The organism is Planctomycetota bacterium (genome assembly GCA_039182125.1).
Taxonomy (GTDB): Bacteria; Planctomycetota; Phycisphaerae; order Tepidisphaerales; family Tepidisphaeraceae; genus JBCDCH01.
This window is the reverse complement of record JBCDCH010000020.1, coordinates 45,551-61,643: the sequence shown is the minus strand read 5'-3', so window position 1 is coordinate 61,643 and position 16,093 is coordinate 45,551. Positions and strand designations below refer to the sequence as shown.

The window sequence follows — 16,093 nt, the reverse complement described above, 5'->3', positions numbered from 1 at the left end:
TTCGAGGGCTAACGTGCCCTAAATGGAACCGCACACCCTGCAACTCGGCCACAGCCCCGACCCTGACGACGCTTTCATGTTCTACGCGCTCGCGCAGGACCCCACCCTCGTCGAAACCAACGGGTGGTCGTTTAACCACGTCTTGCAGGACATCAACACGCTCTCGGACAGGGCCATCAAGGGCGATCTGGAGATCACCGCGATCTCGATCGCGTCATTCCCGCAGGTGGCCGAAAAGTATGCGTTGACCAGCTGTGGCGCGAGCATGGGCGATGGCTACGGACCCCGCCTCGTCGCACGCGAAGCGATGAGCACCGACGATCTGGCCGGCAAGACCATCGCCATCCCCGGCACGCTCACCAGTAGCTTTCTCGCCCTGCAACTGCGACTCGGCAAGGCCGGCGAGGCTTTCCAATTCCAGGTCGTCGAATTCGACGAGATCCCCCAACACGTCGCCGATGGCAAGGCCGACGCAGGCCTGCTCATCCACGAGGGCCAACTCACTTACGCCGACTTCGGCCTGCACCTGATCGAAGATTTGGGCAAGTGGTGGAAGGACCGCACCGACGGCCTGCCGCTACCCCTGGGTGGCAACTGCATCCGCTGCGACCTCGGCGAACAAGCCATGCGGGAAGTCACCGGCGTCCTCCAACGGTCCATCGAGTACTCCCTCAAACACCGCGACGAAGCGGTGAAGTACAGCCTGCAGTTCGGCCGAGGGCTCGACCACGACCTCGCGGACGAGTTCGTCGGCATGTACGTCAACGACTGGACCCTCGACTACGGCGAAAAGGGCCAGCGCGCCATCGAACTCTTCCTCAAGGAAGGCAGCGACAAAGGCTACATCGGCAGCATCGACGAGGTGAGTTTCGTTCGGCCCGGCTGACCACACCGGCGTTGCTGATCCGTACCATGGCCGCGTGCTGGTCCTCGCACTGCTGCTCTCGCTACTCCAACCGGCATCGCCGAGGGACGATGCTCCGGTACTGTTATTGACGATCTCGCCGGGCGAGTTGGCCTGGGAGCGGTTCGGACATAACGCGTTGGTTGTCGACGGCGTCGCATACGACTGGGGTCGGTTCGATTTCGGCAACTCGACCGGTGAAGTCGCGGCATTTGTCGGGCGTTTCATCCAGGGCGATATGGAGTACGGCTTCGGCGCCGCCGATGCGGAACTGCTCACCGACTTCTACGTCAATGAACTCGGACGCGAAGTGACCGTCACCGCACTCGCGTTGACGCCGGCGCAAAAGAACGCCCTCCGTTCCCTCCTCACTGCGGAGCCGGCGACATACCAGTACGACTACTTCACCGACAACTGCTCTACGAAACTCCGCGACCTGCTCGACCAATCGACAGACGGCGCACTCGCCGAGGGCATGACCGAGCGAACCAGCACCTACCGCACGGAAGTGGACCGCCACACCGAGGGAAGCTGGTGGCTCTGGCCGGCACTGGCGGCGGGGATGGGCACACGCTGCGACGAGCCGATCACGGCATGGGAGCAGAGCTTCATCCCCGGCGAACTCGACCGCCACCTCGACCAGATCACCATCGACGGCCGGCCGATCGTGACATGGCGCCGGATGGTCGGGACGCCCACGGTGCTGGCCGCCGCCACGCCGCCGAACCGGCTCCCATTGATGGGCCTGATCGGTGTGATCGGCGCGGTTACCCTCGTGGCGACAAGCCGGTGGGTGATCGGCCGGTTCCTGACCGGATGCACGTTCGCCTTCTTCGGACTCGGCGGGTGTATCGTGCTGTACCTCTGGCTTTTCACCGGTCACGACCACGCCGGGCCCAATGCGTCGGGGCTGCTGCTCGCGCCGGTTTCGCTGCTGTTGGGTATTGCAATGCCGATGCGGCGACCGACACTGAAACAGGTGCTCGCCGGCGGCGTCCTGCTCTGCATCATGGGCGGCTTGGCGTTCATGGTGATCGCCGGGCAGCATGCCTGGCCCGTCGCCGCCGCAGCCGTTCCGCCGCAACTGGCCGGCCTCTGGATCGCAACCCGCACCCCTCCCCCAAAAACCCTGAACACCACGGACGACCATGACCCATCCCAAGACGAAGGCTCTGATCGCAACACTCGGCCTCGCACTCGGTAGCGGACACGCGCTCGCCCAGGTCTTGCCCGGGGAGACCGGCGAGTTGGTGCAACCCGAGCCGATGGGCGGCGGCGAAAAAGGCGTCACGCCGAGCCAACCGCCCGCCCCGCCGGTGGTGCCCGCCGAGCAGAGAGTTCCCCGTGATATGCAACTACGCGGCGAAGCGCTGCAACTAGTGCGCGCCGCCGCCCGGAGCGACCGGCCCAGCTTCCGTGCCCAGGCGATCGAGGCGTTGCAACTCGGTGCGGGTCGGGATGCGGACGCGACGATCCTGCGCGGCCTGCGTGACGAGGAGCCGATCGTCCGGTTCGCCGCCGCAATGGCCGTCGGGGCGCTCGATCTGCGTAGCGCTTATCCCGACCCATTGCTGCGCCTGGCCAACCCGAGGGAAGACGCGCAAGTCCGTGTCGGTGCGATCTATGCGACAACCGTTCTCGGCGACACACGTTTGACGGACGAACTGGCAGCCCTCACCCGTCACACCAGCGAGACCGTCCGCGGCAGCGCCGTTCTGGCACTCGGTCTGACCGACGCGCCTAGCGCCATCGAGGTGCTCAACGGCCGACGCGGCGATCCGTCCCCCGCCGTCCGCCTGCAGACGTACGAGGCACTCTGGCGACTCGGTGATGTCGAAGCCCGGGACTCACTGATTAGCGGCATGTTCAGCCTCTATCCCGACGAAGAACTTTTCTGCACGCTCGCCCTCGCGGCCAACGGGGACCGGCGTGTCATCGTGCACATCCGGCCGAAGCTTACCAGCGAGTACAGCTACATCGCGTTGGCCGCGTCCCGTGCGATGGGACAACTCGGCAGCGACGAGGGCTACGGCGTCGCGCTGCAAGGTGCCAAGAGCGAAGACCCGCAGGACCGTTCGCTCGCCGCATTCGCGTTCGGCGACATCGGCCGGCTCGACGCGCAACCGTACCTCGGCCAACTCATGACCGACGCCGACCCGAACGTCCGCCTCGCCGCCGCCAGCGCGGTGCTCAAACTCACGCAGTAACGGAACTCACGCTTTGGCGTCGGTCTTGGCGGCACACGCGAAGTCCTTCTCCGTCAGCCCGCCCGCGTCGTGGGTGGTCCACGCGATCCGGGCCGTGTTGTAGCCGACCCGCATGTCGGGATGGTGATCGGCGACACGAGCGATGTCGGCCACCGCGTTCACGAACGTCATCGTCGCCTCGAACTCGGCGAACTTGAACGTCTTGGCGAGTTCGTTCTGCTCGATCTCCCAGCCGGCGGGCAAATCGGCGTGTAACTTTCGGACGTCCGCGTCGTTGAGTGCAGTGGTGTCGGGCATTGCCTCCGTAAGGTAAAGAGAAACATGCGTTGGGTCATCGGCGATATTCACGGCATGCTCACCGCGCTCGAGACACTCCTCGATGTTGTGCGTAATGCCGATCCGCAAGCCCGTTTCATTTGCTGCGGCGATTACGTCAACCGCGGCCCCGACAGCCGCGGCGTCATCGACTTGCTCATCCATGCCGACGACATCACCTGCATCCGCGGCAATCACGATGACATTTTCCAGCTCTTCGTCACAGGCGAGATGTGGGGACCGGAACCGAAGTTCCCGGACCCCGTCGCGACACTCGGCGGCTTTGCGCCGTTCGGCGTACTGACGACATGGGTGAGCTACGGCGTGCCCCGGGTGGTCGCGGCGCATGTGCTGCAAAGTCCGACGGCCGACGGCTTGCGGAAACTGGTCGAGTTCGTGCCGGCCGAGCACCGGGAGTTCCTGAGAAACCTGCCGAGCTGCCATGTCGAGGACGATCTGTTCGTGGTGCATGCGTATTGGTCACCGAAGTCCGCCCCACCAACCCCGGCGAGCCGACTGCAGCGCATGCTTTGGCAACGGTTCGAGATCACCGAGCTTTCCAAACCGAAGAACTGGGAAAGCCGGACCGGCTACTTCGGTCACACGCCCATCCTCAGTTACGACCTTGAAGAAAACCTCCCCATCCAGGGCACCGACATCGTGCTGCTCGACACCGGTTGCTGCATGCCCGACGGTCGGCTCTCGGCCGTCTGCCACGAGACCGGACAGGTCGTGCAGGTCCATCGCATCGGCGAGGTCGTCGATGAATGACTTGCCCGACCATGGCCTGAAACTCGCGTTGGTACATCCACAAATCCCGCAGAACGTCGGCAACATCGGCCGCACCTGCGTCGCGACCGGTACGGCGTTGAACATCGTCAGGCCCATGGGATTCGTCCTCGACGACACGCGACTCAAACGGGCCGGCCTCGACTACTGGCCACGGCTGAAGCTGACCATGCACGACGATCTCGACACATTCATGACGACCGCCGGGACGACATGGTGGTTCGATTCGGAGGGTGAAACGTCACTCTGGGAAGCGCCCATCGCCGCCGGCGACACGTTGGTTTTCGGCAGCGAGACGCGTGGCTTTCCGCTGGGAGTTATGCGTGAGCAGCGGACCGTCCGACTGCCGCAGATGCCGGGCGAACGCTGCCTCAACCTCGCCAGCGCGGCGGCGGCGGCCCTCTACCACGCCATTCACCGCGTACACTGCGACAGCCATGGCCGATGAATCCGCCCACTCGCTCTACGACTGGCAGGTCAGCACGCTGATGCTCGCCTACGACGTCGCCGACCCCCTCGACCGCGACGACAACGAGCAACTCGCCAAGCGTGAGGAAACCGTGCGCGAAGAGCTGCTGCGGATCGCCAAGGCGGTGATTCCCGAAGAGTTCTGGGAAGACGGCGGCAAGGAGCTGACGCCGGAGGTCGCGCACGGGTTGACCAAAGCCGTCATCGGCCGAGCGGCGACGATCGCGGGCTGCTCTTAGTCACTCGGTCATACGAACGACAATCGGGCGATGATCTCCACCGAGATCGGGGCCGACCGTTACTTTGCAGCGTCGATTTGAAAACGCGTGATCGATCGGCACGCGCAGCCCCGGCGGCAACTGTGCGGGCCAGGTGCCGGACAATCCGCCGCGAGCCGGCGAAAGCCCTGCATCACGTAGTGGTTTAACGGCCGCCGACCATGGCGCAGCGTTGAAATCACCGACCACAAGCACGTCCGTCCACTCCGATCGCGACACAACCCAATCGGCTATCGCCTCCGACATCGCGACCTGCTCGGCGAAACCACACGCAGTGCCGGGACGGGCCAGATGAGCTTGCATCACCTCCACCCCACCGAGATCGACCACGGCCATGTCACGGATTGTGCCGGGCACGCTGAATGACTCGACGTGCGCCTTGTTGATCACCGACCACTTCGGCACCAGCACGATCAAACCACGCGTGTCATCGCTCGGCCGCTGCAGCAAGAACCGCCAACCTTCCGGCGGCGTCCGTGCCAGTTCGTCCTCGGGCCGGACTTCTAGAAGAAACACCGCAGCCGCGTCGAGATCGGAGACCCATGCCCGTACTGCCGCCGGATCACATCCGCCAACGTTGGCATGAGCGAACGACGCCCCACTACCCGGCCCGTCAGGCTGAAACGCCGTCCACCCGACCGGTGCAGCATGTGCCGCGACCGCAAGCAACCCGACCGACGCCCAGCGCTTTCGCACGACCGCCAACACGATCACCGCCACGACCAGCGACACCACCGCCAGTTGCAAGCGAAAATGATTCAGCATGTCGAGCCACCACGCCCACGTGCCGAAGTACGGCAGCACCGCGAGCAGGAGCATCAAGGCCACGAGGGCGATGGCGAGTTTCTCACGCACACCACGGATGATGCCGCAGCCTGCTGAATGTTTCATCGGCGACGTTGAGCGGCACGCGGATTTGCCCCGCCCGCCGCGGTTCGTCACGATGCCCCCATGCCACGGCCGGCGATTTTCTTTGACCGCGATAACACCCTCATCCGCAACAGCGGCTACCTCCGCAATCACCGCGAAGTCGTGCTGTTACCCGGCGCGGCCGATGCGGTGGCCGACGTGCGTCGGCTCGGCTTCGCCACGATCACCGTCAGCAACCAGTCCGGCGTGGCCCGTGCGATGATGAGCGAAGCCGACGTCCGCGCGGTCAATGCACGCATGGACGAGCTGCTGCTCGACGACAATCGCGAGGCGATTTTCGACGAACATTACTTTTGCCCGTACCACCCGGACCCGGCCGTCGCGTCGGTGCGGCGGTACTGCGTCGATAGCGACCTGCGAAAGCCCAGGCCGGGCATGCTGCTGCTCGCGGCACGAGAGCATGATCTGGACCTTGCCAACAGTTGGATCATCGGCGACGCGACGCGGGACGTGGAAGCGGGCCAGACGGCCGGTTGCCGGACGATCCTCCTGCGACTGCCCGACGTGGAACCATCGCCCCACGCCGAATGTGGCGACGGCGGTGCCGACTTCGTGGCGGCGTCTCTTGCCGAAGCCGTCGATTACATCGCCGATCACGCGGAAGAGGTCCGTGAACCAACGCCGGCCGAGATTGTCGCCCCCGAGCCTGTTCCAGCGCCGGATCAAACACCGGCTGTTGCGGCAACGCCCCCGCCGGACACGTCGAAGCTCGACGACATCCTCGCCGAGCTTCGCTGTCAAACACGAAGCCTCGCGAGCCAGGATGCGTTCTCCGCGCCGTTGCTGCTGGCAGGTGTTACGCAGATCCTCGCCTTGGCGTTGCTGATCTTCGCGTACCTGCTGACCGACGATGGCGGCAGTCGGGCGAACCTTTTGATCACCGCGGTGTTCGTGCAAGTCCTGACACTCACGCTCGCGGTGGTCGGGCGCAAATGACAACGAGGCGTCGGGACATCGCGTCCCAACGCCTCGTTGTTTGGTCTTGGTAAACGGATTAGTACTTCACCGAGCAACCGTAGGCCTTGGTCTGCGGGAGGCTGACCGACTCGCCGGCGAGCAACTCGTCAAGCGCGCGGGCCACGAAGTTTTCGGCACCCGCGATGTCACCCTGGTCGGTGCTGGGCTTGCTGTCGATCGCGCCCATGTAGGCGAGGGATCCATCGGCGGCGATGACGTACATGTGCGGGGTGGTCTTGGCCTTGTAAGCCTTGCCGATCTCGCCCGACGCATCATTGAGAATGGGCCGGTCGATGTTCCACTCCTTGGCGATCTCGGCATTCTGCTCGACATTGCTGAAGTTGCTGCTGTCGATCGCGAGCCAAACCACGCCCTGCTCTTCGTACTTGTCGGCAAGCTTGTTCATGTCGCCGTTGACGTAGAACTTCTTGACGAACGGGCACTGGTCGTTGAACCATTCGAGGACGACGATCTTGCCTTCGAAGTCGTTGATCGAAACAGGCTGGCCACTCTGATCCATCAACTCGAACTCCGGAACGACCTCGCCCAATGTCGCCGTCTCGGCATGACCACCGGGGTGAGCCATGACCAAGCTGGTGCTGCAGAAGTTGCAGGAATCAGCGACGGCACAGGCTTCACCGGACTTCTCGGCGCCCTTTTGTTGGGCGTAGCCTTTGTCTCCCGGGCCAGCGAGTACGCCCAGAGCGACGGTGGTACCGAGTGCAAGGGCGGCAACGCCGCTGACGATTTTCGTGATATTTCGCATGGATGGTGCTCCAAGTAAGGGGTTTACGTGTGGGTAGTCTATTCCAGAATCAGACGGTAGGGAAGGTCGAGTTCGTAGTGTTTCGTCACGCCATCGGCGTCGGTCCAGACCAGCAGCACTTCGAGCGACGATCCCGAGAGCGGGCCGATCTTACTGGCTACCACGACGATCGGCAGCGTGTGCTCGCCGTTCATCAGATTGCGTTTGAGTTCGCCGGTCTCGATCGAAGTGACCAGCAGATTGTTCTCGGGGGCGGGCAAAATCTGGACATCAATCTCGCTGGCGACGCCGCGCTGTCGGTCGACCCAGCTCAGCTCCGCCACACCGCTGCCAGGTTTGCCGTCGATCGAGAAGCCGGCCGAGCCCGCGTCCTCCGGGAGCTTCGACTTGGCGTCGGCAAGGCGGTTGCGCTCCGTTGGCTCGTCGGTACGCAGTGTCGCGGTGGCCTCCGCTTGCTCGGGAAGACACACGTTCGGATCACATACCAAGTACTTCACCGTCGCACCGATCGTCACCGGATCGTCGGGCAGTTCACTGGGCGGCGTGATCGTCGCGAGGAATGTCACCGCATTGGAGTACCCGTAGCCGAGCGAGCCCGCACTCTCGAAGGTTTTGGGCACGGGGAACTGCAACTCACCGGCGGTAAACCCCTCGGGCAGATGCCACTCCACCCGCGGCGGCAGGCCAGCATCGCCGGGGTTCTTCCAGTAGACGTGCCAGGTCGGCCGCAACTCGAAACGCAACCCGACGATCATCGGCTCACCCGCGACAAAAGCGTCCGCATCGGCAACCAATGTCACCTCCGCCTTGGGCGCAGCGTCAGGCGGCATGGCGTATGCCAGCATCGAGATCATCATGGCGGTGAGTAAGCTCATCGTTTGCGCCGGATAGTACGAGACACCCGAGAACCGTCGGAAGTCGCAAAATCCGGATCGTTCCTTACGAAACTTTCACCCGAACCGAACCTGCCCACGGATGATTTCGGTGGCCCGGTGCGAACAATCTACTACCATTTCGCCAACACACTTCGCAGATAGATCGCCATGTCCGTCGTTTTTCCAGCTTCGCAGCCGACTTCTGACTGCCCCGCGCTCAACGCCAACGTGTTGGTGTTGAACAAGTTCTACCAAGCCTTGCGCGTGGTGAACGTACGCCGCGCCTTCTGCCTGCTGGCCAAGGACCTCGCGGAAGTCATCCACATCGAGACCGATTCGGGCGGCAAGGTCGCGCAATGGGAGAACATGACCTTCGGCAGCTGGGCCGAGCTTTCGCAGCTCAAGGCCGAGTTCGAGCCGGACGGTTTCGATTTCGTCCACACGGTGCGTTACCCCATCGCTGTGCCGCGGATCATCCGCTTGCTCACCTATGACAAGCTTCCTCGGCAGGATGTGAAGTTCAACCGCCGCAACATCTTCGCCCGGGACCACAACCGTTGCCAGTATTGCGGCGATCGGTTCCCCACGAGCGAGTTGTCGCTTGACCACGTCGTGCCGCGCAGCCAGGACGGGCCGACGACGTGGGACAACATCGTGACCTGCTGCATCGACTGCAACGTCCGCAAGGGCGGCCGCACGCCGAAGCAGGCGCATATGAAGCTCATCACCGAGCCGGTCAAGCCGAAGCGTTCGCCGGTCATCAATATCCGCCTCGCCGACCACCGTTACAAGTCTTGGAAGCAGTTCCTCGACGAAGCGTATTGGACCGTTGAGTTGAAGTAGCCCTTCTGCCGCAACTGGCCCCAACACGTGTATACAAAACTCCGCGTGGAGTGCTGACCGCGTTCAAAACACGGCCAGCTTTTCTATCGCGACAATCGTCCGCCATGCGAATAGAACATGCACGGGCGTCGTCGGATCGACGCCGGAACGTCGCACTCTGATTTGAAAGCATTCGATGACCAAACAAGCCATCATGTCCGCCGCGATCGCGGCCGCCGTATCTTCCGCGTTGCTGGCCGGGCATGCCGTGCTCGCCGACACTCCCACCACCGCGCCCACAACCAACCCGTCGACACAGCCGAGCACCGGTCCTGCCACCAACCCGACGACCGAACCAGCGGCCGCCGAACAACGTCCGCTGGCCGAGGTCATGGCCGACTTGCAGATCACGTCGACCGAACTGGGTGACGTCATCGGCGGCCCAGAGCGCGTTTTCGATGCCGACGCCCGCAAGGCGGATGCCGAGCAGGTGCTTCCGCTGGCGCGCAAGATGAAAGCGTTGATGATCGAGGCGTTGGGATTCCCGATGGTGGCTGGTCAGGTCGACCCGTCGCAGATGGACGCTTTGCTGTTGCTGTATGGCGACGAAGCCGTCCGGGCCGATCTTGATGCCACGGCCGCCGGAGACGGTGAGGAAGCACTCGCTGCCAAGACCACCATCATCGAGGTTGACTACCTCAAGTCCGAAGACGAAGCGGCCCGCCTGGCTGCGATTGACTCGCTCAACGCCGTCGCGGCGGAGAACACCGATTCGGAAAAGGTCGTGATCACCTACGCCGGCCTGATGAGTTTGCCGATGACCGGCGATGCCGAGTTCGCCCGACTCGGTGAGGGCGCGCAGGTGCTGGAAGGCGAGTTGGCCGAACGGCTCAAGGACGAGATGGCGATGATTCGGCAAGCCCGCGCGGCGGAATCGGAGACCGAGGTCGACAACGCTGGTGAAGCACCCGCCACACAACCGGCCGCAGAGTGACAACTCGAGCCATGCAAGAATAAGGACGAACGAGCGAAATCGCTCGTCCGTCCTTGTTTGTTCCGTGATTTGCGAAAAACTACAAAGCTTTCGAAAGTGCTTCGGCCTTGTCCGTCTTTTCCCAGGTAAACGTGTTCTCGCCTTCCTCACCCGGCGTGCGGCCGAAGTGCCCGTGGCGGGCCGTGGGGCTGTAGATCGGACGCAGTAGGTCGAGCGTGCTGATGATGCCGTTGGGCGTCAGGCGGAAGTGCTCGCGGATCAGGTCGCTGATCTTGTCCTCGGGCAGCTTGCCGGAGCCGAATGTGTCGACGTGGACGCTCACCGGCTTGGCGACACCGATGGCGTAGGCGAGTTGGATCTCGACCTCATCGGCGAGCCCGGCTTCGACAACGTTCTTCGCGACGTAGCGGGCCATGTAAGCGGCGCTGCGGTCGACCTTGGACGGGTCCTTGCCGCTAAACGCCCCACCGCCATGGCGACCACGACCCCCGTAGGTATCGACGATGATCTTCCGGCCGGTCAGTCCCGCATCGCCGTGCGGACCGCCGATGACGAACTTGCCCGTCGGGTTGATGTGGTAGATGACCTCGTCGGTCATGTACCCGGCGGGGATGCACGGCTTGATCGCCTTCTCGATGACCTCGGCCTTGGCCGCATCGCTGATCGTGTCGCCATCGAGGACCGACTCGTCGTGCTGCGTCGAGACCACGACCGTGTGAACCCGCTTGGGCGTACGGCCTTCGTACTCGACGGTGACCTGGCTTTTGCTGTCGGGACGCAGCCATTTCATCTCGCCACTCGCGCGAAGTTCGGCGAGTTTGGCGACGATCAGGTGCGAGAGGTGGATCGGCAACGGCATCAACACGTCGGTGTCGCGGCATGCGTAGCCGAACATCAGGCCCTGGTCGCCGGCACCCTGTAGGTCTTCGTCAACCTTGTCCGCCGCGGAGTCGACGCCGCGGGCGATGTCCTCGGACTGAGCGTGGATCGCCGAGAGGACGCCGCAGGAGTCGGCGTCGAACCGCATGCGCGGGTCGGTGTAGCCGATCTTGCGAATGGTCTCGCGGGCCAGTTCCTGCACGTCGATGTAGCTCTCGGTCCGCACCTCGCCGGCAAGCACGACCTGTCCCGTGGTCACGAGCGTCTCGACGGCAACGCGGGCATTGGCGGGGTTGGAATCCTCCCGCAGGATCGCATCCACGATGGCGTCGGAGATCTGGTCGGACACCTTATCGGGGTGTCCCATGGATACGGATTCGGACGTGAACAGGTACGGGCGGTCGGCCATGGGGAGTGTGATTCAGGGGAGGGTGGACGTAGATTTGGGAGGAAGAACGTAGACCCGTGCCGGGATAGTGGCAAGTCGCGTCCATCGTTTCAGCCGGATGAACGGATGGAATCGGCCGGCCCCAGGACGGCCCGGACGCGGTCGCCGGTGGATCGGCCGAAGAGCGTTTCGGTGCTCGCCTCGACCAAACGCAACGCCTCACCGGCTGGACCACCGCGCAGTGCCGCGTGACCGAGCCGAGCTCCCAGGATCATCCCCAGCGTCGCGGCCAGCGTGTCCGTGTCACCCGCCCCACTCGCGAGCAGCCGGATGGCCAGCAATGGCTCGTCGCCGGCATATCCGACGCAGGCCGAGATTTGGCGTAGTTGCAGCGTCGGGTCAAACGGCTTGAGATCGTGCGTCGGCGCGTCGGGTCCGTGGTAGATTTCGTCGCGGACCACGGCGAGGAACTCGGCCGGGGACAACGACCGGTGCCGCTCGCCAAACGACGCATCGCTTGGCCACCATGCGGCAAATCCTGGGTCTACCGATCGTGCGCGAACGGCCTCACTCGCAGCTCGGCCCAGCAACCCGGATACCGCCACGCCCGCGCCTTGGTCGAGCACACTCGCCACGGGTGCGTCGATCAGGCCGAGTTCGAGAAACAGGAAATTCCCGAAACACACCGGCACGCCGGGTCGGTAGAAGCATGGCGTGTCGTCGCAGCCACCACCGTTCCCCGCGGCCGTGTCGTAAAACCCGAGCCATTGCCACGCGGACTCCGCCGCCGTCGCTTCACGCCATGCGACCGACTCGGGAGCGCGTTCACGCAGCCATATCCGCCAGTCCGATTCGGTCGGTGTCACGCCACGCCGATGTGCGTCCGCGAGCCAAGGCTCGATCAACACCAAACGAACGGCCGTGTCGTCGGAGACCACGCCCCGCATGCCGGCAGTGACCTCGGGCGGTGCCCAAATGTTCCAACAGTTCGCCGCCGGCTCACGAAAGCCATCGACCACGGACAGTTCCCAATCGACCAATGGCGACACTTCTCCGCGCAGCCCCGCCGCCTCGCAGGGAAGACCGAGGACATCCCCGAGGGCCGACAAGGCGAGGGCGCCCGCGACTTTGTCGTGTAGGTCGTTCATCCGTTGCCTCAGGCCCGCAACCGACGCACCGCTTCTTCCACGTTCTCCCGGCTGTTGAACGCGCTGAGGCGAACGTACCCCTCGCCGGCCTGGCCGAAACCGCTGCCGGGGGTACAGACCAAGTGATGATCGTTGAGCAGGCGATCGAACATCTGCCAACTCGTCTCGCCGTCGGGACAACGAACCCAAACGTACGGCGCGTCGACGCCGCCGTAGACGGTCATGCCTTGCGCGGTGAGTGCTTCGCGTAGGAGCTTGGCGTTGTCCATGTAATGCGTGACGAGGTCGGCGACCTGCTGTTTGCCGGCGTCGGAGTACACCGCTTCGCAGCCACGGCTGACGATGTAACTGATGCCGTTGAACTTCGTGCTCTGACGCCTGCTCCAGAGATCGCGTAGCGCGACATCGTTACCGTCGGCGGATTTGGCGGTCAGCCCCTTGGGCACGACCGTCCACGCCGCACGCACGCCGGTGAAGCCGGCGGTCTTGCTGAAGCTGCGAAACTCGATCGCACAGTCGGTCGCGCCGTCGAACTCGTAAATGCTGTGGGGAATGTCGGGCGTCTGAATGAACGCCTCGTAAGCGGCATCGAACAGCAGAACAGCCTTGTTCGCCCGGCACCAATCGACCCACGCCTGGAGCGTCGCGCGGTCGGCGACGGTGCCGGTCGGATTGTTCGGGAAGCAAAGGTAGACCAGGTCGACCGGCTCGCTCGGCATCGGCGGCTGGAAACCGTTCTCCGCGGTGGCCGGTAGGTAAACAAGCCCGCCGTAGCGCCCGTCCTCACCCGCAGCCGATGCGTTGCCGGCCATCACGTTCGTGTCGACGTAAACCGGGTAGACCGGATCGCACACGGCGACTTTCGACGGACCGAAGATATCAAGGATGTTGGCACTGTCGCACTTGGAGCCGTCGGAGATGAAAATCTCGTCCGCATCGATCGGGCAGTTGGCGTAACTGTTATCCGCGATCGCTTCGCGGAGGAAGTCGTAGCCGGGACCCGGGCCGTAACCCTGGAACGTGTCCCGCACGGCCATCTCGTCGACCGCCTTGTGCAGGGCTTCGACCACCGCCGGCGGCAATGGCTCGGTGACGTCGCCGATGCCCATCTTGATGATCGGTGCGTCGGGGTTTGCTTCGGTGAACTCGCCGACGCGTCGGGCGATCTCGGGGAACAGATAGCCCGCCGAGAGGTTCAGGTAGTGATCGTTGATCCGTGCCATGGGCAAGACGGTAGGTCATTGCGGCCGATGCTCCACCGTGATCTCTTGTGCATCGCTTCGTCGGATGCGCTTCTTCATCCAGCGCACGGCGAGCAGGTCCCGCAACCCACCGAGCCCGCGTTGAAGAACACCGACGCCGTACTTGGTTTGACCCGTGTGACGAACGCGGTGACGCACCGGATACTCGGCGATGACCCCGCCGTGCATGGCGACCATGGCGGGGATGAACCGGTGCATCCCTTTGAGATGCAAAGGTAGTTTTCGGGCAAACTCGGCCTTGAGCACGCGAGCGGAGCAGCCGGTGTCGCGGACGGCATCGCCGATGACCGCGCGCCGGGCAAGCCGGCCGATACTGCTGGCAAGTTTCCGTGGCCCGCTGTCGGCCCGCGTCGCGCTGCGATCGCCTTGCACCAGATCGACGCTGCGTTCGTTTAGTAGGTTCATCATGCCCATCAACTCGGCCGGGTCGTTCTGAAGATCGGCGTCGAGGAAAGCCACCAACGGCGCCGTCGCCACCGACACGCCCGCACCCATGGCCGCACTCTGTCCAAGCGGCATCTCATGACGGAGCACGCGGAGCCGCGGCCAGTTTTGCAGCCAACGACATGCTTCGAGCATCTGCTCGAGGTTGTCCGGCGTCGCGTCGGTCGAGCCGTCGTCAACGATGATGACTTCCGCGGTGTCGCCGAACGCCGCCGCGATCTCTTCGACGAGCGGCCCGACGTTGTCCTGCTCGTTGAGCGCGGGCACAACGATCGAGATCACCGGGGCAACCATGTCGGACTCTACGGCCACGTTCTACGACTGACCGACCGGTGGCCGCGGCTTCTTGCCCGGCTGGGTGCGGAAGCTGCGAAGGTATTCGATCCACATGCTCGTCAGGCCGTTCTCGTAGCAACCCTTCACGAGCGAGTCGACATAGTTCTCCGTGGGTGGCACGTCGAACTTGGCGGGATCAACGCCGGCATAGGTCCATGCCAAAACCTCGGGACCACCGCCCGTGTGCCGACAACGAACTTCGACCCGGCCGTAGATGCCGATCTCCGTGCCGCTCGCATCGACCTGCCTGCCGACCTTTCGATCAAGCGTTTCGAGATCGCGGTCTTGAACTTCGAAGAGCACGCCACAAACGTATTTGCCGGGGTCGTACACCACGTCGGCGATGCCGCCACCCCAGTACTCGGAGTAGATCGGAAAGCCCATCCGGTAGTTGTCGAGGATCGCCGGCTTGCCGTTACGGAGTGCGGGCGAACGCAGACCGTAGTGCCGACACCAATCGGCGACTGCTTCGAGGTTGAGGTTGGAACCGTACGCGAAATAGTTCATGAAGCCGGCAGTCGGTGGCGGCATCGTAGCGTAACGGAACCGCTAGTCTGCAAGATTCGCCCGGCCTTCGCGGAGTGCCAACGCCTCGGCGTCGGGGAACATCCGGGTCAGGTGTCGCACGACCCGCCTCACCCGGCGAACCACATCCCGCTCCTCGAGCACCGCCTGCTTGACCACCGCGTCGGACACCATCTCGAACGCCAGCACGTCCGCCACCTCCGCGGTCGGCAACGGGCTGTCGAGCAACTTGAGCACCTGCTGCTGCAGCGGCGTCCCGGCGATCGGCTCACGATCAATGATCTCGCGAAGCTTTTCGCGCTGATCCGCAAGGTCGATTTCGAACACCTTGCTCTGAGCCACGGCCTTGAGATCGACCCGCCGGTACATCTTGCCGTTCGTGTCGGACTCGTACTCGCGCGTGATGCGAACACGCTCGGTGCCCTGCACAAGAATGTTGTAGCGCCCGTCATCGAGCCTGCGATGGTCGATGATGGCACCCAGGCAACAATGCTCGAACACCGGCGGGTCGATGCCGTCGGGGACCGATTCAAACCCTTCCTGGAGATGGCCAATTACCATGAGCTGCTCGCCTTCGAGCGCGTCGGCGGTCATCTGGCGGTACCGCTCCTCGAAGATGTGCAATGGCAGAACTGCCTTGGGCAGCAACACCATGCGCGGCAACGGAAACATCGGGATGTTCTCAAGCAAACCTGTGGCCTGGGACATGCCGGATGATACGTCGGGGGTGTCGCGACCGTTCATTTCTCACGGACGCCCGACATACCGAATCAACCGAAGTGGCCGAGGGGCCTCTGCGTATCTGT

19 protein-coding genes are annotated in these 16,093 nt (G+C 63.8%); 9 read left to right on the top strand and 10 right to left on the bottom strand.

Going from position 1 to position 16,093, the window contains the following annotated elements:
• Positions 1-22 precede the first annotated feature (22 nt).
• From AAGD32_07430 to AAGD32_07420, 3 genes are read left to right on the top strand one after another with little or no spacing between them, the layout of a single operon-like run.
• The gene (locus tag AAGD32_07430) at positions 23-886 is read left to right on the top strand and encodes an MqnA/MqnD/SBP family protein (GenBank protein ID MEM8874077.1); all 864 of its coding nucleotides are present in this window, start codon (positions 23-25) and stop codon (positions 884-886) included.
• 34 nt (positions 887-920) lie between these two features.
• Entirely contained in the window at positions 921-2,108 is a 1,188-nt protein-coding gene (locus AAGD32_07425; protein ID MEM8874076.1) for a DUF4105 domain-containing protein, read from the top strand.
• Complete coding sequence (locus AAGD32_07420; protein MEM8874075.1) at positions 2,053-3,111, top strand: HEAT repeat domain-containing protein; 1,059 nt, start codon at positions 2,053-2,055, stop codon at positions 3,109-3,111. The genes AAGD32_07425 and AAGD32_07420 overlap by 56 nt, the downstream gene beginning before the upstream one ends.
• A 6-nt stretch (positions 3,112-3,117) precedes the next feature.
• On the opposite strand, the gene AAGD32_07415 is transcribed toward AAGD32_07420, so the two are convergent.
• Positions 3,118-3,408, bottom strand: coding sequence for a 4a-hydroxytetrahydrobiopterin dehydratase (locus AAGD32_07415; GenBank protein ID MEM8874074.1), 291 nt, complete (start codon positions 3,406-3,408; stop codon positions 3,118-3,120).
• A gap of 24 nt (positions 3,409-3,432) precedes the next feature.
• On the opposite strand from AAGD32_07415, the gene AAGD32_07410 reads away from it, so the two are divergent.
• From AAGD32_07410 to AAGD32_07400, 3 genes are read left to right on the top strand one after another with little or no spacing between them, the layout of a single operon-like run.
• The gene (locus AAGD32_07410; GenBank protein ID MEM8874073.1) at positions 3,433-4,197 is read left to right on the top strand and encodes a metallophosphoesterase; all 765 of its coding nucleotides are present in this window, start codon (positions 3,433-3,435) and stop codon (positions 4,195-4,197) included.
• Positions 4,190-4,663, top strand: coding sequence for a TrmH family RNA methyltransferase (locus tag AAGD32_07405; GenBank protein ID MEM8874072.1), 474 nt, complete (start codon positions 4,190-4,192; stop codon positions 4,661-4,663). Before AAGD32_07410 ends, AAGD32_07405 begins: the two co-directional genes overlap by 8 nt.
• Entirely contained in the window at positions 4,653-4,922 is a 270-nt protein-coding gene (locus AAGD32_07400) for a hypothetical protein (protein MEM8874071.1), read from the top strand. Before AAGD32_07405 ends, AAGD32_07400 begins: the two co-directional genes overlap by 11 nt.
• Here AAGD32_07400 and AAGD32_07395 read toward each other — a convergent pair whose 3' ends face one another.
• A complete protein-coding gene (locus tag AAGD32_07395) occupies positions 4,923-5,852 on the bottom strand; it encodes an endonuclease/exonuclease/phosphatase family protein (protein MEM8874070.1) in 930 nt (309 codons plus the stop codon).
• Between the two features lie 60 nt (positions 5,853-5,912).
• On the opposite strand from AAGD32_07395, the gene AAGD32_07390 reads away from it, so the two are divergent.
• A complete protein-coding gene (locus tag AAGD32_07390; GenBank protein ID MEM8874069.1) occupies positions 5,913-6,827 on the top strand; it encodes an HAD-IIIA family hydrolase in 915 nt (304 codons plus the stop codon).
• Positions 6,828-6,885: 58 nt separating this feature from the next.
• On the opposite strand, the gene AAGD32_07385 is transcribed toward AAGD32_07390, so the two are convergent.
• Together AAGD32_07385 and AAGD32_07380 are read right to left on the bottom strand one after the other, a co-directional pair.
• Positions 6,886-7,614: a thioredoxin family protein gene (locus AAGD32_07385; protein MEM8874068.1), complete on the bottom strand. Its 729-nt coding sequence runs from the start codon at positions 7,612-7,614 to the stop codon at positions 6,886-6,888.
• Between the two features lie 38 nt (positions 7,615-7,652).
• Positions 7,653-8,489: a protein-disulfide reductase DsbD domain-containing protein gene (locus AAGD32_07380; GenBank protein ID MEM8874067.1), complete on the bottom strand. Its 837-nt coding sequence runs from the start codon at positions 8,487-8,489 to the stop codon at positions 7,653-7,655.
• Between the two features lie 168 nt (positions 8,490-8,657).
• Between AAGD32_07380 and AAGD32_07375 the strand changes: the two genes are divergently transcribed.
• Together AAGD32_07375 and AAGD32_07370 are read left to right on the top strand one after the other, a co-directional pair.
• A complete protein-coding gene (locus AAGD32_07375; protein ID MEM8874066.1) occupies positions 8,658-9,332 on the top strand; it encodes an HNH endonuclease in 675 nt (224 codons plus the stop codon).
• A 175-nt stretch (positions 9,333-9,507) separates the two neighbouring features.
• The gene (locus tag AAGD32_07370; protein MEM8874065.1) at positions 9,508-10,305 is read left to right on the top strand and encodes a hypothetical protein; all 798 of its coding nucleotides are present in this window, start codon (positions 9,508-9,510) and stop codon (positions 10,303-10,305) included.
• Between the two features lie 79 nt (positions 10,306-10,384).
• Here the strand turns inward: AAGD32_07370 and metK are convergent, their stop codons facing one another.
• From metK to AAGD32_07340, 6 genes are all read right to left on the bottom strand, one after another.
• On the bottom strand, positions 10,385-11,593 hold the full coding sequence (gene metK / locus AAGD32_07365) for a methionine adenosyltransferase (GenBank protein ID MEM8874064.1): 1,209 nt from the start codon (positions 11,591-11,593) through the stop codon (positions 10,385-10,387).
• Positions 11,594-11,682: 89 nt separating this feature from the next.
• The gene (locus AAGD32_07360; protein ID MEM8874063.1) at positions 11,683-12,720 is read right to left on the bottom strand and encodes an ADP-ribosylglycohydrolase family protein; all 1,038 of its coding nucleotides are present in this window, start codon (positions 12,718-12,720) and stop codon (positions 11,683-11,685) included.
• 8 nt (positions 12,721-12,728) lie between these two features.
• Positions 12,729-13,943, bottom strand: coding sequence for an LL-diaminopimelate aminotransferase (locus AAGD32_07355; protein ID MEM8874062.1), 1,215 nt, complete (start codon positions 13,941-13,943; stop codon positions 12,729-12,731).
• 15 nt (positions 13,944-13,958) lie between these two features.
• On the bottom strand, positions 13,959-14,720 hold the full coding sequence (locus tag AAGD32_07350) for a glycosyltransferase family 2 protein (GenBank protein ID MEM8874061.1): 762 nt from the start codon (positions 14,718-14,720) through the stop codon (positions 13,959-13,961).
• A 21-nt stretch (positions 14,721-14,741) separates the two neighbouring features.
• A complete protein-coding gene (locus AAGD32_07345) occupies positions 14,742-15,293 on the bottom strand; it encodes a gamma-glutamylcyclotransferase family protein (protein ID MEM8874060.1) in 552 nt (183 codons plus the stop codon).
• An 18-nt stretch (positions 15,294-15,311) separates the two neighbouring features.
• Positions 15,312-15,995 (bottom strand): LON peptidase substrate-binding domain-containing protein, encoded by a 684-nt coding sequence (locus AAGD32_07340; GenBank protein MEM8874059.1) that lies wholly within the window; start codon positions 15,993-15,995, stop codon positions 15,312-15,314.
• Positions 15,996-16,093: the final 98 nt, after the last annotated feature.

What these genes read in the sequence shown, in the direction of transcription:
- AAGD32_07380 (MEM8874067.1), bottom strand. Translation starts at nt 8,489, where the DNA reads ATGAGCTTACTCACCGCCATGATGATCTCGATGCTGGCATACGCCATG.
- AAGD32_07410 (MEM8874073.1), top strand. Translation starts at nt 3,433, where the DNA reads ATGCGTTGGGTCATCGGCGATATTCACGGCATGCTCACCGCGCTCGAG.
- metK (MEM8874064.1), bottom strand. Translation starts at nt 11,593, where the DNA reads ATGGCCGACCGCCCGTACCTGTTCACGTCCGAATCCGTATCCATGGGA.
- AAGD32_07390 (MEM8874069.1), top strand. Translation starts at nt 5,913, where the DNA reads ATGCCACGGCCGGCGATTTTCTTTGACCGCGATAACACCCTCATCCGC.
- AAGD32_07345 (MEM8874060.1), bottom strand. Translation starts at nt 15,293, where the DNA reads ATGCCGCCACCGACTGCCGGCTTCATGAACTATTTCGCGTACGGTTCC.
- AAGD32_07340 (MEM8874059.1), bottom strand. Translation starts at nt 15,995, where the DNA reads ATGTCCCAGGCCACAGGTTTGCTTGAGAACATCCCGATGTTTCCGTTG.
- AAGD32_07385 (MEM8874068.1), bottom strand. Translation starts at nt 7,614, where the DNA reads ATGCGAAATATCACGAAAATCGTCAGCGGCGTTGCCGCCCTTGCACTC.
- AAGD32_07430 (MEM8874077.1), top strand. Translation starts at nt 23, where the DNA reads ATGGAACCGCACACCCTGCAACTCGGCCACAGCCCCGACCCTGACGAC.
- AAGD32_07350 (MEM8874061.1), bottom strand. Translation starts at nt 14,720, where the DNA reads ATGGTTGCCCCGGTGATCTCGATCGTTGTGCCCGCGCTCAACGAGCAG.
- AAGD32_07415 (MEM8874074.1), bottom strand. Translation starts at nt 3,408, where the DNA reads ATGCCCGACACCACTGCACTCAACGACGCGGACGTCCGAAAGTTACAC.
- AAGD32_07370 (MEM8874065.1), top strand. Translation starts at nt 9,508, where the DNA reads ATGACCAAACAAGCCATCATGTCCGCCGCGATCGCGGCCGCCGTATCT.
- AAGD32_07360 (MEM8874063.1), bottom strand. Translation starts at nt 12,720, where the DNA reads ATGAACGACCTACACGACAAAGTCGCGGGCGCCCTCGCCTTGTCGGCC.
- AAGD32_07400 (MEM8874071.1), top strand. Translation starts at nt 4,653, where the DNA reads ATGGCCGATGAATCCGCCCACTCGCTCTACGACTGGCAGGTCAGCACG.
- AAGD32_07375 (MEM8874066.1), top strand. Translation starts at nt 8,658, where the DNA reads ATGTCCGTCGTTTTTCCAGCTTCGCAGCCGACTTCTGACTGCCCCGCG.
- AAGD32_07420 (MEM8874075.1), top strand. Translation starts at nt 2,053, where the DNA reads ATGACCCATCCCAAGACGAAGGCTCTGATCGCAACACTCGGCCTCGCA.
- AAGD32_07395 (MEM8874070.1), bottom strand. Translation starts at nt 5,852, where the DNA reads ATGAAACATTCAGCAGGCTGCGGCATCATCCGTGGTGTGCGTGAGAAA.
- AAGD32_07405 (MEM8874072.1), top strand. Translation starts at nt 4,190, where the DNA reads ATGAATGACTTGCCCGACCATGGCCTGAAACTCGCGTTGGTACATCCA.
- AAGD32_07355 (MEM8874062.1), bottom strand. Translation starts at nt 13,943, where the DNA reads ATGGCACGGATCAACGATCACTACCTGAACCTCTCGGCGGGCTATCTG.